The sequence below is a fragment of the Skermania piniformis genome (genome assembly GCF_019285775.1).
Taxonomy (GTDB): domain Bacteria; phylum Actinomycetota; class Actinomycetes; order Mycobacteriales; family Mycobacteriaceae; genus Skermania; species Skermania pinensis.
Window position 1 is genome coordinate 2,247,234 of the sequence record NZ_CP079105.1, and the last position, 15,082, is coordinate 2,262,315.

Consider the following 15,082-nt stretch of genomic DNA (forward strand, 5'->3'; position numbering starts at 1 on the left):
GGTTGCCTGCCAGCCTATCGTCCGGCCGGATCCGCGCGACTCGAGACCGACGATCGACGCCCGCTGCCGGACGAGATCAGGCGTCGTCCAGCAACTCCGCCGTAACCGCCGCTTCGGTAGCCGGGATGCCGAGTTCCTTGGCGCGCCGATCGGCCATCGACAGCAGCCGGCGGATCCGCCCGGCCACCGCGTCCTTGGTCATCGGCGGGTCGGCCAACTGACCCAGCTCCTCCAGCGAGGCCTGCCGATGCTGCACCCGCAACGCACCGGCAGCAGCCAGATGGTCCGGTACCTCGTCGGCGAGGATCTCCAGCGCCCGCTCGACCCGGGCGGCGGCGGCGACCGCGGCCCGGGCGGAACGGCGCAGGTTCGCATCGTCGAAGTTCGCCAGCCGATTCGCCGTCGCCCGGACCTCCCGCCGCATCCGGCGTTCCTCCCAGGTCAGCCGGGTGTCCTGGGCACCCATCCGGGTGAGCAGCGCACCGATGGCGTCACCGTCGCGGACCACCACCCGATCGGTGCCACGGACTTCGCGCGCCTTGGCCGCGATGCCGAGCCGGCGGGCCGCGCCGACCAGGGCGAGCGCCGCCTCCGGCCCCGGGCAACTCACCTCGAGCGCCGACGAACGGCCCGGTTCGGTAAGCGATCCGTGCGCCAGGAACGCGCCGCGCCAGGCCGCCTCGGCATCGCCGACGGTACCGCCGACCACCTGGGCCGGCAGGCCGCGCACCGGCCGGCCACGCAAGTCCAGCAGGCCGGTCTGGCGCGCCAACGCCTCCCCGTCCTTCGCCACTCGAACCACATAGCGGGAACTCTTGCGCAGGCCGCCGGCACCCAACACGTGGACGTCCGAGCCGTAGCCGTAGAGCTCGAAGATCTCCCGGCGCAGGCGCCGTGCGATCGAGCCCAGATCGACCTCGGCCTCGACCACCACCCGGCCGGCGACGATGTGCAGGCCGCCGGCAAACCGTAACAACGCGGACAGTTCGGCTCGCCGGGCACCGAGTTGGGTGATCGTGAGCCGGCTCAGCTCATCCTTCACCTCGGCTGTCATCGCCAATTCGCACGCTCCTTCCCGACCCGGCCGGCCGCGCTCGGGCCGAGGTCGCCGATCATGCCGTCCGGCGCTTCGCAGACGCCGGGGCAAGCTGTTCCAGAGTGGCCGCGAGGCGACCGGGGTGATGCATGGTGGTGCGGGGCTCGGCGACGTCGGTGAATACCGATTCCGCGCCGAGCCGGGCAGCAGCGCGGACCAGTTGGTCGCGCTCCCGTCCCGCCGGCACCGACGCCGAGTCCACCACGACGTGGTCGACCCGAAACGCCGGCGCGTGCTGCGCCAGAACGTGCAGATGTCGTTCGGTGGAGAAGCCGGCCGTCTCGCCCGGCTCCGCGGCCAGGTTGAGCACCAGAACTTTACGCGCCCCGGTTCGGGCCATCGCATCGTGCAGCTCCGGGACCAGAACGTGCGGGATCACACTGGTGAACCAGGAACCCGGTCCGAGCACCACCAGATCGGCGTCGCCGATCGCCGCGACCGCGGCCGCGCAGGCCGGCGGATCGCTCGGGATCAGCCGGACCCGCCGTACGGTTCCCGGCGTCGTCGCCACGGCGACCTGGCCGCGGATCCGGCGACCGACCCGGGGATCTGCCTCCAGCCCGGACACGTCGGCCTCGATGGTCAAGGCGGTCGAGGCCATCGGCAGCACCCGACCGGTCACGTCGAGCACCCGGCCCAGCTCGTCGAGCGCGGCCACCGGGTCGCCGAGCAGCTCGGTGAGTCCGGCCAGGATCAGATTGCCGACGGCATGTCCGGCCAGCGCGCCGCTGCCACCGAATCGGTGCTGCACCGCGGCCGGCCACACCCCCGCAGCCGGCCCGGCCAGCGCGGCCAACGCCATCCGCAGGTCGCCCGGCGGAATCATGCCCAGCTCCGCGCGGAGCCGGCCGGACGAACCACCGTCGTCGGCTACGGTCACGATGGCGGTGATCCGATCGGTCAGCCGACGCACCGCGCTGAGGGTGGCGTACAGCCCGTGGCCGCCGCCGAGCGCGACCACCCGCACCTGCTCGCCGTCTGTCCCATCTCTCATTCGCGCCCCAGATCCCGATGCACCACCCGCACCGAGTTGTTCGCGTCGGCGCTGACCAGACCGGCCAGCGCCTCGGTGATGGCGACGCTGCGGTGTTTACCCCCGGTGCAGCCGACCGCGACCGTCATGTACCGCTTTCCCGCCCGACGATATCCCGTCGCGGTGAGGTCGATCAGATGACGGCTGGTCTGCAGGTAGTCGGCCGCGCCGGGCTCGGACAGTACGAAGTCGCGGACGACCTGCTCCTGGCCGGTGTGCTGGCGCAGCTCGGGGATCCAGTGCGGATTCGGCAGGAAACGGACGTCGAGCACCAGGTCGGCGTCGATCGGCACGCCGTGCTTGAACCCGAACGACTGGACGATGATCTGCAGCGGGCCGCCGGCCGCCCCGCCGAACGCCTCCTCGATCTTGCGGCGCAGCTCGTGGATGGACAGCGCGGTCGTGTCGATCACCAGGTCGGCCATTGCCCGGGCCGGCGCCAGCCGCCGGCGTTCCTCGGCGATGCCTTCGGACAGGGTGCCGCCGGCGGTCTCGCTCTGCAGCGGATGGCGCCGACGGACGTGACTGAAGCGGCCGACCAGTACGTCGTCGGCGGACTCGACGTAGATCACCCGGGTACGGACTCCGCGCCGGGTCAACTCGTCCAGCAGCCCGGTCAGGTCACCGGTGAAGAATCGGCTGCGCAGGTCGAGCACGACGACCAGCCGGTCGATGGGCGGGTCGGCCTGCAACCCCAATTCGACCATCCGCCCGATCAATTCGGGGGGCAGATTGTCGGTCACATACCAGCCGAGATCCTCCAGCACCTTGGCTGCGGTGCCCCGGCCGGCACCGGAAAGGCCGGTGACCACCACCACCTCGGCGGCCCCGACCGGACTCTGCTCGTTCACCCGCTCCCCCGTGATTTGGCTATCCCGAAGCAACCCGTCGGGCATATCATTGCGCATCGGTCTCGTCGATGATCATCAAGGGTCCGGTGCAGCCCAGGGTGGCGTCGGTGGCGATCGCCGCTGTACCAGGCTGTCGCCCCGTCGCTATGGTGGAGACACCGCGAATCGGGTCGCGGCGTTGGGGGTGCACGTCGATGGGACCACGTTCGAGCGGCCGAGAGCACGGCACCACGGCGGAGATCATCGGCGCCACAGCAGCCATCTTGGCGATCGTCGTCGCCGTGGTTTTCGGAGTTGCCCAGTGCTCCAACGGGTCGGGTACGGAGCAAACCGCCACCGCCGAATCGTCGAGCACGGTGTCGTCGATCATGTCGTCGTCGAGCACGGGCGCGTCGAGCACGGCTGCCACCACAACAGCAGGCACCACAACGGCTTCCACGACACCATCCACCACCACCGGCACGACGACCAGCTCCGCGACCGGTTCCCCGGTCCCCCGTAGTCAGTTCGTCGCCGACCTGCGACCGAAGAAGGGCAACCCCTCGACCGGCTCGGTCGAGGTGGATGGCACGACCTATACCCACGCGCTGTCGAGACAGCTGAGCGGATGTCAGCGCGACTCGGCCTGGCCGTTCGACATCGGTCGGGACTGGACCTGGTTCACCACGACGGTAGGTGTCAGCGACAAGAGCGATTTCGACGTCGCGGTCCGGTTCGAGATCTATGCCGACGGAAACCTGGTTCGGACCGCGGACGTCTCGTTCGGCGAGGCCGACACGCTCACCGTGCCGGTTACCGGGGTGCTGGAACTCGAGCTGCGCAGCACCTTCGTCAAAGGGAACATGGGCCTGTGCAGCTCCGCCGGCTATGCCGTCTGGGGCGATCCGACCCTGCGGCGCTGACCGCGACCGCATCAATCGGGCACGGCGTCAATCGGGCACGGCGAGCGCCGCGAGGACCGCCTCCGCGGTGCGTACCCCGATCCCGGGGACCTCGGCGATCTCGGCGATGCTGGCCTGTTTCAACTTGGCGACCGAGCCGAAATGCCGAACCAACGCCGCCCGGCGGGTTTCCCCCAGACCCGGTACCGCATCCAACGCCGACTCGGTCATCCGGCGCGACCGCTTGCTGCGATGGAAGGTGATCGCGAACCGGTGTGCCTCGTCCCGCACCCGCTGCAACAGGTACAGAGCTTCGCTGGTGCGAGGCAGGATCACCGGGTCGGCCTCGCCGGGCACCCAGACTTCCTCGAGTCGCTTGGCCAGCCCGATCACCGGCACGTCGGTGATGCCGAGTTCGTCGAGCACGGCGGCCGCCGCGGCCACCTGTGGGGCACCACCATCGACCACAAACAGATTCGGCGGGTAGGCGAACCGGCGCGGCTTACCGTCGACGACCGACACCTGCGGAGCAACCCGATCGGCACCGCCGGGATCGTGGGTTTCGCGTTCGAGCCGGTGGAATCGCCGGCGGGTGACCTCGGCGATGCTGCCGACGTCGTCGGAACGTCCGTCGCCGGCGGCCTCCTTGATCGTGTACCGCCGGTAGTCGGACTTGCGCGGCAGCCCGTCCTCGAACACCACCAGCGAGGCAACCACGTCGGTGCCCTGGATGTGGCTGATATCCACACACTCGATCCGCAGCGGGGCGGCCGCCAGCTCCAGCGCGTCCTGGATGCCCTGCAACGCCGCCGACCGGGCGGTGAAGTCGCCGGCGCGCTTCAGCTTGTGCTGTGCCAACGCCTCGGCGGCGTTGCGCTGGACCGTCTCGGCCAGCGCCTTCTTGTCGCCGCGCTGCGGCACCCGCAGCGCGACCGCGGAGCCGCGCAGCCCGCCGAGCCACTGCTGCACCTCCTCGGCGGCCGGGGGCAGCGCCGGCACCAGCACCTCGCGCGGCACCGGACGAGCGGTATCGGCGTCCGGGTTGCCGACACCGTCCTGATCGCCGGCCAGCGCGGCCTGCTCGCCGTAGAAGCGGGTGAGGAACCGACGCACCTGCTCGGGCAATTCGCCCGCGCCGGCCTCGGTGTCCACCTGATCGCGCTCGACGATCCAACCGCGCTGACCGCGCACCCGGCCGTCGCGCACGTGGAACACCTGCACCGCCCACTCCAGCTCGTCGCCGGCGAAGGCCACCACGTCGGCGTCGGTGCTACCGCCCAACACCACCGCCTGCTTCTCCAGCGCCCGCCGCAGCGCGCCGACGTCGTCACGCAGCCGGGCCGCGAGCTCGAAATCGAGATCGTCTGCCGCGGCGTGCATTCGGGCTTCCAGCTGGCGGACCAACCGATCGGTGCGGCCGGCCAGGAAGTCGCAGAAGTCCTCGACGATGTCGCGATGTTCGGCCGCGGTCACCCGGCCGACACACGGCGCCGAACACTTGTCGATATAGCCCAGCAAACACGGCCGGCCGATCTGGTTGTGCCGCTTGAACACTCCGGCCGAGCAGGTACGCGCCGGAAACACTCGCAACAGCAGATCGAGGGTCTCCCGGATCGCCCACGCATGCGCATACGGGCCGAAATACCGGACTCCCTTACGTCGCGCACCGCGGTAGACGAACAGGCGGGGAAACTCCTCGTTCAGCGTGACCGCGAGCACCGGGTACGACTTGTCGTCGCGGTAGCGGACATTGAACCGCGGATCGAATTCCTTGATCCAGCTGTACTCGAGTTGCAGCGCCTCGACCTCGGTGGTCACCACGGTCCACTCGACACCGGCCGCGCTGGTCACCATCTGGAACGTGCGCGGGTGCAGCGAGGCAAGATCGGCGAAGTAGGAGTTCAGTCGGCTACGTAGGCTCTTCGCCTTGCCGACGTAGATCACCCGGCCGTGTTCGTCGCGGAACCGATACACCCCCGGCTCGACCGGGATCGTTCCCGGCGCGGGCCGATAGGTTGCGGGATCTGCCACGGACCCAGAGTAGCGGCGCCCGCCGACACCTCCGGGCCGTGTGCCACGGGATCCGCGGGCATACCCCTCAGCCCAACAGCGCCATAGCAGCAGCCCTCCCCTGCGCCGGATCGGCCGCCGCCAGCGCAACCTCGGCCGCTGCGGCGCACTGCTCGAAGCTCACCCGGGCCAACCCCGCTCCCACCGCGCCGACCGCACCGGCCGCGCAGGACAGCGAGGTCACGCCCAGGCCGGCGAGCACACAGGCCAGCAGCGGGTCGGCGGCCGCCTCGCCACACACCCCGACCGGTTTGCCGGCTGCCGCCCCGGCCCGCGCGGTCGCGGCAACCAGCGCCAGCACCGCGGGCTGCCACGGGTCGTTGAGCGGGGCGAGGTCTGCGGACAGCCGGTCCGCCGCCATCGTGTACTGGGCCAGGTCGTTGGTGCCGAGCGAGACGAAGTCGACGTGGGCGAGGATCCGGTCGGCGAGCAGCGCCGCGGCCGGCACTTCGATCATCACCCCGGGTACCAGATCCCGCACCCGAACCCGCTCGGCGAACCAGGCGGCCTCGGCCGGGGTGGCGATCATCGGCGCCATCACCCAGGGCCGGCTTCCGGTCCGGCCGGCGGCCAGCGCGATCGCGTCCAGCTGCCGATCCAGAATGCCGTTGTCGTCGAATGCAATTCGAAGCCCGCGTACACCGAGCGCGGGATTCGCTTCGGCGGTGTGACCGGTGAAGGCCAACGGCTTGTCCGACCCCGCGTCGAGGGTCCGAACGACCACCTTGCGATCGGCGAACGGCTCGAACACCGCCGCATAGACCTCTGCCTGCTCCGCGACCGACGGCTCGGTGGTCCGGCCCAGGAAGCACAACTCCGTGCGAAACAGGCCGACTCCGGCGGCCGGGGTGGCAGCCGCCGCGACCGCCGCGGAACCGTCCGCGACGTTGGCGAGCACCTCCACCCGATGTCCGTCTGCGGTCCGGCCGGGACCGGACCACGCCGCCGCCCCGGCCGCGGCCCGGCGCCACTGCGCGGCGGCCGCGGCAGCCACCTCGGGGACAGGGTCGGTCTCGATCCGGCCGGCCGCCGCGTCGAGCAGCACCATCGTCCCGGCCGGGAGATCGTCGAGCCCGCTCACCGCGACCACACTGGGGATGCCCAGTTGGCGCGCGATGATCGCGGTGTGGCTGGTCGGCCCGCCGAGCGAGGTGGCGAGGCCGACCACCAGCGCCGGATCGAGGCCGGCGGTGTCTGCCGGGGCGAGATCGTCGGCGCACAGGACCGACGGCACGTCCGGTACGGGCACCCCGGGCTCGGGCTCGCCGCGGAGCTGCGCGACCACCCGATCCCGGACATCGCGGAGATCGGTGATCCGCTCGGCCATCATGCCGCCGACCTTGGTGAACATCGCCTCGAACACTCCGGTCGCCGCGTCGACCGCGGTCGTCGCCGCGCTGCCGGTGCCGATCCGCTTGCTCACCTCGCGGCGCCAGCCGCGGTCCCGGGCCATGGCCGCGTCCGCGGCGAGCACCTCGGCGGCGACCCCACCCGCTGCCGCCGCACGCGCGGACAATCGGTCCGCGACCACGTCGGCGGCTGCGATGAACCGCTCCTGTTCGGCAGCCCGATCCGACTCGGGCATCTCGGGGTCGAATTGCGGACCCGGACCCGGGCGCGGCCCCGGGCGGACCACCGGGGCGTACACCGTGCCGGGCACCACCGGAGTCCCGGTGTACACCTGTCGATCCGGCGCCGTCGCGGCCGATCCGGTCGTCGTTGGTCCCGTCATCGCTCGTCACTACCTTTCTCCGCTGCTGTGATCCAGGTTACGCGAGTTCGTTGACAAAGCAACATAATCAGGCGTAAAACAACATATAACCACTTCAACGTCATGGAGTTCACAGGTGTACGCAGAAGAGCGGCAGCAGGCGATTGCGACCCTCGTCACAACCGGCGGCCGGGTCGCCGTTGTCGATCTGGCCGATTTCTACGGCGTCACGACCGAGACGGTTCGCCGTGATCTGGCAGTGCTGGACCGGATGGGCCTGGTTCGCCGGGTGCACGGCGGCGCGGTACCGCTCGACGCGGTGGCGGGCATCGAGGCCGGCACCAAAGAACGGGAACTGGCCCGGGCCGACGAGAAGGATCGGATCGCCCGCGCGGCCCTCGACCACCTCCCCCGGCCCGGCGGCACCGTGTTGCTCGACGCCGGCACCACCACCGGCCGGCTCGCCGCCGAACTGCCCGCCGACCTGAGTCTGACCGTGGTGACCAACTCGGTCCCGATCGCCGGCCGGCTGTGCGCACTACCGAACGTCCAGCTGCACCTGCTCGGCGGCCGGGTCCGCGGAGTGACCCAGGCCGCCGTGGGCGACGAGGCGCTGCGGGTGCTGGCCGACCTTCGGGTCGATGTCGCCTTCATCGGCACGAACGCGCTGACCGCCGGCCATGGCCTGTCCACACCCGACCCGGACGAGGCGGCGGTGAAACGCGCAATGGTGCGGGCCGGCCGGCGCGTCGTCGTGCTGGCCGATTCCACCAAGCTCGGCCACGAGTACCTGGTCCGGTTCGCCACGGTCGACGAGATCGACCTGCTGATCACCGATTCCGGCATCGGCACCGCCGACCGCGACGAGCTGGCCGGCCACAACCTGGAAGTGGTGCCCGCATGATCGTGACCCTGACCGCGAACCCGAGCGTGGATCGGGCGGTCGCGATCGAGCTGCCACTCGAGCGCGGCACGGTGATCCGAGCCGGCGCGTCCTTCACCGAGCCGGGCGGCAAGGGGATCAACGTCGCCCGGGTGCTGCACGCGGCCGGGATCGCGACGACGGCCCTGTTCCCGGCCGCGCCCGGTGGACCGTTACCGGCCGCCTGCGCCGAACTCGGCCTTCCGTTCGAGGTCGTACCGGTCGCCGGTGGCGTGCGGACGAACCTGACCATCAGCGAACCGGACGGCACCACCACCAAGATCAACGAACCCGGGGAAACGCTGTCCGATACCGCCCGGGCGAACCTGGAGCAGCGCCTGCACGATCTGGCCGGATCCGCCGACATCGTGGTCCTGGCCGGCTCGCTCCCACCCGGCGTCGCGAGCAGCTGGTACGCGGATCTGGTTCGGTGCCTACGACAGCGCGGCGTCACCGTCGTCGTGGATACCTCCGACCGACCCTTGACCGACCTCGCCACCGAGTTTCCGGCTGCCGCGCCGGACCTGATCAAGCCCAATGCCGACGAACTCGCTCAGCTCACCGGCGCGGATCCGGTCGAGCTGGAACACGCTGCCGCGGCCGGCGACCCGGCTCCGGTCGCGCAGGCCGGGCGGACGCTGATCGACCGAGGAGTAGGGACGGTGCTGGCCACGCTCGGCGCCGGCGGGGCAGTTCTGGTCGACGCCGGGCAGGCCTGGCATGCCGTGCCGCCGCCGACGATCCCACGCAGCACCGTCGGCGCCGGCGACTCGTCGCTGGCCGGCTACCTGATCGGGACCGTCCACGGGGCGCCGCCCGCCGAGGCACTGCGCCTGGCTGTCGCCTACGGAACCGCGGCCGCCGGCCTGCCCGGTACCGGGCTGCCCGCCCCTGCCGACATCCGGCCGGGCTCCGTGGTCGTGACCCGCGTCCGCTCACCGCAGTAGCCACCAACCCCGGCAGTAGTCACCAAACCGGCAGTAGCCCATCCCTTCAACCGAGGACCCCACCATGGCCAACCCCCCGATCATCGACGAATCACTCGTCCGGCTCGACGTCGATCTCGGCTCGACCAAAGCGGAGGTGATCACCGCACTCGCCGAGCTGCTCGCCGCCGCGGGGCGAACCACCGACGCCACCGCACTCCGCGACGGCGCGCTGGCCCGCGAGGCGAAATCGGCTACCGGCCTGCCCGGCGGGATCGCGATCCCGCACTGCCGTTCGGCTGCCGTGACCACCGCATCGCTGGGCTTCGCCCGGCTGCGTCCCGGGGTCGATTTCGGTGCCGCGGATGCACCCGCCGACCTGGTGTTCCTGATCGCCGCACCGGACGGCGCCGGGAGCGCCCACATGAAGCTGCTGTCCGCCCTGGCCCGGGCGCTGGTCAAGCCGGACTTCGTCGCCTCCCTCCGAGCCGCCGGAACCCGGGCCGAGGTCGTCGCGCTGGTCCAGTCGGTGGTGGCCCCGGCTGCTGCGGCCGCACCACCGAGCGCCCCGACGGCGCCCGCGTCCACCGGTAGTCGGCGGTCGATCGTGGCGGTCACCGCGTGCCCGACCGGGATCGCGCATACCTACATGGCGGCCGATGCCCTGAAACAGGCCGCCGATCGGGCCGGTGCCGACTACACCGTGGAGACTCAGGGCTCGTCGGGCAGCACCCCGCTGCCGGCCGCGACCATCGCCGCCGCCGACGCGGTCATCTTCGCCACCGACGTCGGTGTGCGGGGGCGGGAACGGTTCGCCGGCAAACCCGTGATCGCCTCCGGGGTGAAACGGGCGATCAACGAACCTGACACGATGATCGCCGAAGCCCTTGCCGCCGCTGACAATCCGAGCGCCGCCCGAGTGGAGGCGGGTCCGGGCGCCGCCCGGGCGGTGGGCGCGGCCCCGCCGGCCGGCGGGGTCGGCTGGGGCACCCGGCTGCGGCAGATCCTGCTCACCGGGGTGAGTTACATGATCCCGTTCGTCGCCGCCGGCGGCCTGCTGATCGCGCTCGGCTTCCTCCTCGCCGGGTACGAGATCTCCACCACCGCCGACGACATCGTGTCGGACAACTCGCTGACCGATCTGCCGGCCGGCGGTCTGCACCTCTACCTCGGCGCGGTGCTGTTCAAACTCGGCGCCCTGTCGTTCTCGTTCCTGGTCCCGGCGTTGGCCGGCTACATCGCCTATGCGATCGCGGACCGGCCCGGCCTGGCGCCGGGCTTCACCGCCGGCGCCGTGGCGGTATTCGTTGGCGCCGGCTTCATCGGCGGCCTGGTCGGCGGCCTGATCGCCGGTTTCGCGGCGCTGTGGATCTCCCGGCTGCCGGTCCCACCGTGGGCGCGCGGGCTGATGCCGGTAGTGATCATTCCGCTGCTCGCCACGTTGACGGTCGGGGCGCTGATGTTCTTCGTACTCGGCCGACCCCTCGCCGCAGTGACCAGTGGGCTGACCAACTGGCTGAACGGTCTGAGCGGGTCGTCGGCGATCCTGCTCGGCGTGATCCTCGGTCTGATGATGTGCTTCGACCTGGGCGGGCCGGTGAACAAGGCAGCGTACGCGTTCGCCACCACCGGGCTCAGCGTGAGCGATCCCGCAACGCTGCGGGTGATGGCCGCAGTGATGGCGGCCGGCATGGTCCCGCCGCTGGCGATGGCGCTCGCGACGGTGCTGCGGCCGAAGCAGTTCAGCGAGGCCGAACTGGAGAACGGCAAAGCGGCGTGGCTGCTCGGCGCCTCGTTCATCTCCGAGGGCGCGATCCCGTTCGCCGCCGCCGACCCGCTCCGGGTGATCCCGTCGATGATGGTGGGCGGTGCGGTCACCGGTGGATTGATCATGGCGTTCGGCACCACCCTCAGCGCGCCGCACGGCGGCATCTTCGTCCTCTTCGCCATCGGCAACATTCCCGGCTTCCTGATCGCCCTGGCAGCCGGAACCGTGATCGCCGCGGTGGTGGTCCTCGTCGCCAAGCAGTTCGGCCCGCGGACCGGCACGACCCTGTCCACCAGCCCGGTCGCGGCACCCGCCGCGGCGCACTGAGCACCCGTCCCGCAACCCCTTCGAAGGAGCACCCATGCCCAGCACCACTGCCATCGTCGGCTCGAGCGTCGGCCTGCATGCCCGGCCGGCCGGCATCATCGCCGAGGCCGTCACCGAATCCGGCGTCGACGTCACGATCGGACTCGGCGCCGATGAACCGGTGGACGCCGGCTCGGCCCTGATGATCATGACCCTCGGCGCCGAGCACGGCACCGAGGTGACGGTCACCGCCGACGATCAAGCCACCCTCGACACGATCGTCGCGCTCGTCGAGGCCGACCTGGACGCCTGAGGTACTACAGGTCGTCCGGACTGATCAGGCCGTCCTGGATAGCTCGCGCCACCAGGGCGGTCTAGCCACCCGGGTTCATGTGGTGGGTGGGCTGTTCGCTGTGCCGGTGTCGGTGATGTGACTGGTGGTACTGCTGGTGTGTTGTCGGGGGTGGTGGTACCAGTGGGTGGGGCGGTGGTAGGTGTTGGTTCGGGGTGTGCGGTGCGGGTCGAGCCAGGTGGGTGGGAGCCATTCGATCCGGCCTCGCGGGTCACCTCGCACGGTCCAGCCTTGGTCGGCCAGCGTGTGGTGGTGACCGCAGACGGGGGCGAGGTTGGTGATATCGGTCGGTCCGCCTTCGGCCCAGGCCAGCAGGTGGTGGTATTCGCAGTCGAGGGCGGGCCGAGCGCACGCGGGGAAGCTGCACCCGCCGTATCGGGCGGTCGCGACGATCCGTTGGTCGGGTGAGGCGAGACGTTTCGACCGGCCCAGATACAACGGTTGCTCGGTGTGGGTGTCGAACACGGCCAGGTAATGCCAGGCATGCGCCGCCATCGGCGACCAGGTCCCGGTACGGGATCAAAGTCCCACCGGCAGTGGTGGCTTTCCCCCCGTTCCCGCCCGGGCTACGACCCGGCACCGGCAGGCACGACGCCTCAGATACGGCGGGTGCAGTGGTGGCGGCGGTACCGGCGGCGGTTTCCAGGTCGTGCAGGGTGGTGGTGACGATCACCGTGACCGGCAACCCCCGATGCCGACCGAGGTCGCCGGACGCGATCGCTGCGCGCAGGACCGCGTGTAACGCGTCGTGGTTACGTTGGGTCGGGGTCCGCCGATCCCGGCGGGCTCGATCGTCGGACACCTCACCATCACGGACCGCAGTATCGACGGCGGGGGTGTCGTCGTCGGGGTTACACATTCCGGGGGCGGCGTACTTCGCGAGGATCGTTTCCAGATAGGCCCGCAGTTCCGGGGAGATATACCCGGTGACCCGGCTCATCCCGTCACGCTCCTGCTCCCCGACCCGGATACCACGCTTACGGGCGCGATCACGATCATCCGACAGCGAACCATCCGGGTTCGCAGACCGCATCCAGATGAACCGCCACCTTACGGAGCTGATCCGGCCGCACCGTGACCGCGACGGTGGCGAGCTGTTTCTCCGCCTCCACCCGAGTCGGATAATCCACGACGGTGGGCAGGTCCCGCAGAAACGTCCGGATGACCCGCACGTGATCACGCCCGATCACACCCGCCTCGACCTTGCCTGCGGTCGCCGGCAGCACCGGCTCCACCGACTGTCCGGTCATCGTCAACCCTTCGGTGAGGTCCGCGGATTCGAACAATCGGGCGGACGCTTCTTTCGGGGTGATCCGCAACGCATCGGCGAGCACATCCCGGGACCGCTGCCCACCGAACTCCTCGCCGGGGGCTTCGGCGACGACTCGGATCAACCGGTACCCGAGACCGGTCACCCGCCGCTGCACCCGCTCCAACGCCTGCAACACCCCCAACGCGGCAGTACCCGAATCCGGCAACAACACCGCCAGGCTGTCGAGCGCGGCATCGATCACGGCAACCGTGTCGGCCACCGTGTCCGAATCCCCGTCACTCGAATGCATGTTCGAATACTATCGAACGTCCGGCGATACGGCAAGAAACCAGACCCAAAGCCGGCTCATCCCCGTCGAGACCGCGCGGTCGTGGCCTGAAGCCCGCAGGTCTCCAGCAGCGATCGGGCGATGAAGTTGGGGCCGCTGCAACGCGCGCCGCGACCGGTAGAGCAGGGGCCTTCTCCGCCCGCCATGCCCGTGCAGATCCCGTTGGACGCGGCGACGACAAAGGGTCCCGCACATCGCCGGCCAGCCCGACGACGTGGAACGGGTCCATGACCGCAATCCCCGTCGGGTAGTTCCTCGATGGTGGCAGTCTTCAAGCCGCTGAACCCGTCCATCACGACCACCTCGACTCCATCGGGCACGGCCCTTGCCTCGTTCGCCGAGCCAGGCCTTGAACACGGCTTTCGGAGCAGCCCTCGACCATGTCCGACAGCCGGGAAAAGCCTGTCCCGTCACCGATTCCAGTCAGATCAATGATCATGGTCACGTACTTGTCGCCCTTGATAGCGGCCATGCCGAGGCCTCCCGGATAAGCGGGTAGGAACCTTCATCCCCGGCAGACCTCGACCCCTACCGGGTCACCGCCGCGTCGAGATCTACACCCTCGATTGCAACGAGCCAGATGCCGAACGACTACGCCGAGTGCCGAGTACTGGTGCGAAACTCGGCCGACAGACGCTATCCAGGACCGTCGTACCGAGGCCGAGTCACGATGAACGGGTCGGCCGGGTGAAGGTCGCCCGACCCGGCGATTACCGGCTACTCGGCGTGACAGTCGACCATCGCGGCAAACACCTGGCGCACCGTCGGCGTCGACACCATCCCGACCGGGTCGGTGAGCCACTGGTAGCGGGTCGACGCCACTGACGCGACACCGGTGTGGCATCCGGACGTGGCGCCGCTTTACGAGACTGTCAGTCTTGAATTTTGCCAGCGGAGATAGGCTGTCCAGGTGAACGCCTTCGCCGCGCCGACACCGGCCGACAACGGGACACCGGCCGACAACGACCCGCGCCGCGCCCGGTCCCGGGCGCGGCTGCTCGACGCGGCGGCCGGCCTGCTGAGCTCGGGCGGGGTCGAGGCGGTCACGGTCGACGCCGTGACCCGCGCATCCAAGGTCGCCCGGGCAACCCTCTACCGGCATTTCGCCAGTACCAATCAGCTGATTGCCGCTACCTTCGAGCGCTTGCTCCCGCAGGTCGATGCGCCGGCCGCGAACCTGCCGTTTCGCGAGCGCCTGGTGGAGCTCCTCGATCGGCAAGCCAGCCTGATCGAGGAAACTCCGATGCACATCACCACGCTCGCCTGGCTGGCGATGGGCCGCAATCAGCTCCCGGAGATCGCCACGGACAGCGGTGCGCCCGACGGCGTGGACACGTTGCGTTCGGTCGTGCGGGACCGCTACCGCCGCACCTTCGACGCCATCTTGGACACGCCCGACGCCCGCGCACAACTGCGCGTCCAGGATCCGGACCTGGCGATCTGCCAGCTGCTCGGGCCGATCGTCTTCGCCCGGCTCACCGGTCTGCCCCGGATCGATCGTGCCGGGTGCACGCTGCTGGTCGACGCGGCCCTGCTACCGCCCGCCGACTCGGGTGAGCGGTGAT

The 15,082-nt window shown here is 70.4% G+C and carries 14 protein-coding genes and 2 pseudogenes; 6 read left to right on the top strand and 10 right to left on the bottom strand.

Annotation, left to right across the window (positions count from 1 at the left end; genetic code table 11):
• Positions 1-76: 76 nt before the first annotated feature.
• From whiA to KV203_RS10465, 4 genes are read right to left on the bottom strand one after another with little or no spacing between them, the layout of a single operon-like run.
• A complete protein-coding gene (gene whiA, locus KV203_RS10450; protein WP_066469665.1) occupies positions 77-1,060 on the bottom strand; it encodes a DNA-binding protein WhiA in 984 nt (327 codons plus the stop codon).
• A 52-nt stretch (positions 1,061-1,112) separates the two neighbouring features.
• Positions 1,113-2,090, bottom strand: coding sequence for a gluconeogenesis factor YvcK family protein (locus tag KV203_RS10455; protein WP_218820983.1), 978 nt, complete (start codon positions 2,088-2,090; stop codon positions 1,113-1,115).
• Complete coding sequence (gene rapZ, locus KV203_RS10460; protein WP_083530331.1) at positions 2,087-3,037, bottom strand: RNase adapter RapZ; 951 nt, start codon at positions 3,035-3,037, stop codon at positions 2,087-2,089. The genes KV203_RS10455 and rapZ overlap by 4 nt, the downstream gene beginning before the upstream one ends.
• Positions 3,027-3,443 carry a hypothetical protein gene (locus tag KV203_RS10465; RefSeq protein WP_066474937.1) on the bottom strand — a complete coding sequence of 139 codons (417 nt, stop codon included), beginning with the start codon at positions 3,441-3,443 and terminating at the stop codon, positions 3,027-3,029. The genes rapZ and KV203_RS10465 overlap by 11 nt, the downstream gene beginning before the upstream one ends.
• Positions 3,444-3,540: 97 nt before the next feature.
• On the opposite strand from KV203_RS10465, the gene KV203_RS10470 reads away from it, so the two are divergent.
• A complete protein-coding gene (locus KV203_RS10470) occupies positions 3,541-3,882 on the top strand; it encodes an NPCBM/NEW2 domain-containing protein (RefSeq protein ID WP_066474940.1) in 342 nt (113 codons plus the stop codon).
• 27 nt (positions 3,883-3,909) lie between these two features.
• Here KV203_RS10470 and uvrC read toward each other — a convergent pair whose 3' ends face one another.
• Both uvrC and KV203_RS10480 read right to left on the bottom strand, forming a co-directional pair.
• Positions 3,910-5,892, bottom strand: coding sequence for an excinuclease ABC subunit UvrC (gene uvrC, locus KV203_RS10475; protein ID WP_066474943.1), 1,983 nt, complete (start codon positions 5,890-5,892; stop codon positions 3,910-3,912).
• Positions 5,893-5,959: 67 nt separating this feature from the next.
• Entirely contained in the window at positions 5,960-7,663 is a 1,704-nt protein-coding gene (locus tag KV203_RS10480) for a putative PEP-binding protein (RefSeq protein ID WP_066474945.1), read from the bottom strand.
• Positions 7,664-7,778: 115 nt separating this feature from the next.
• On the opposite strand from KV203_RS10480, the gene KV203_RS10485 reads away from it, so the two are divergent.
• From KV203_RS10485 to KV203_RS10500, 4 genes are all read left to right on the top strand, one after another.
• On the top strand, positions 7,779-8,546 hold the full coding sequence (locus KV203_RS10485) for a DeoR/GlpR family DNA-binding transcription regulator (RefSeq protein WP_066474948.1): 768 nt from the start codon (positions 7,779-7,781) through the stop codon (positions 8,544-8,546).
• Positions 8,543-9,511: a 1-phosphofructokinase family hexose kinase gene (locus tag KV203_RS10490; protein ID WP_066474951.1), complete on the top strand. Its 969-nt coding sequence runs from the start codon at positions 8,543-8,545 to the stop codon at positions 9,509-9,511. Before KV203_RS10485 ends, KV203_RS10490 begins: the two co-directional genes overlap by 4 nt.
• Positions 9,512-9,575: 64 nt before the next feature.
• A complete protein-coding gene (locus KV203_RS10495) occupies positions 9,576-11,585 on the top strand; it encodes a PTS fructose transporter subunit IIABC (RefSeq protein WP_066474953.1) in 2,010 nt (669 codons plus the stop codon).
• A gap of 34 nt (positions 11,586-11,619) precedes the next feature.
• Entirely contained in the window at positions 11,620-11,877 is a 258-nt protein-coding gene (locus tag KV203_RS10500; RefSeq protein ID WP_066474955.1) for an HPr family phosphocarrier protein, read from the top strand.
• 75 nt (positions 11,878-11,952) lie between these two features.
• Here KV203_RS10500 and KV203_RS19930 read toward each other — a convergent pair whose 3' ends face one another.
• The 4 genes and pseudogenes from KV203_RS19930 to KV203_RS19615 all read right to left on the bottom strand — a co-directional run.
• A complete protein-coding gene (locus KV203_RS19930; RefSeq protein ID WP_066474957.1) occupies positions 11,953-12,411 on the bottom strand; it encodes an HNH endonuclease signature motif containing protein in 459 nt (152 codons plus the stop codon).
• 178 nt (positions 12,412-12,589) lie between these two features.
• A pseudogene (locus KV203_RS19935) lies at positions 12,590-12,949 on the bottom strand (DUF222 domain-containing protein); the annotation flags it as partial.
• Positions 12,912-13,478, bottom strand: a complete 567-nt coding sequence (locus tag KV203_RS19610) for a DUF222 domain-containing protein (RefSeq protein ID WP_066474959.1) — start codon at positions 13,476-13,478, stop codon at positions 12,912-12,914. The gene KV203_RS19610 and the pseudogene KV203_RS19935, both read right to left, overlap by 38 nt.
• Before the next feature lie 138 nt (positions 13,479-13,616).
• Positions 13,617-13,977: pseudogene (locus tag KV203_RS19615) on the bottom strand (ISL3 family transposase); the annotation flags it as partial.
• 450 nt (positions 13,978-14,427) lie between these two features.
• Between KV203_RS19615 and KV203_RS10510 the strand changes: the two are divergent.
• Positions 14,428-15,081: a TetR/AcrR family transcriptional regulator gene (locus KV203_RS10510; RefSeq protein ID WP_066474964.1), complete on the top strand. Its 654-nt coding sequence runs from the start codon at positions 14,428-14,430 to the stop codon at positions 15,079-15,081.
• Position 15,082 lies beyond the last annotated feature (1 nt).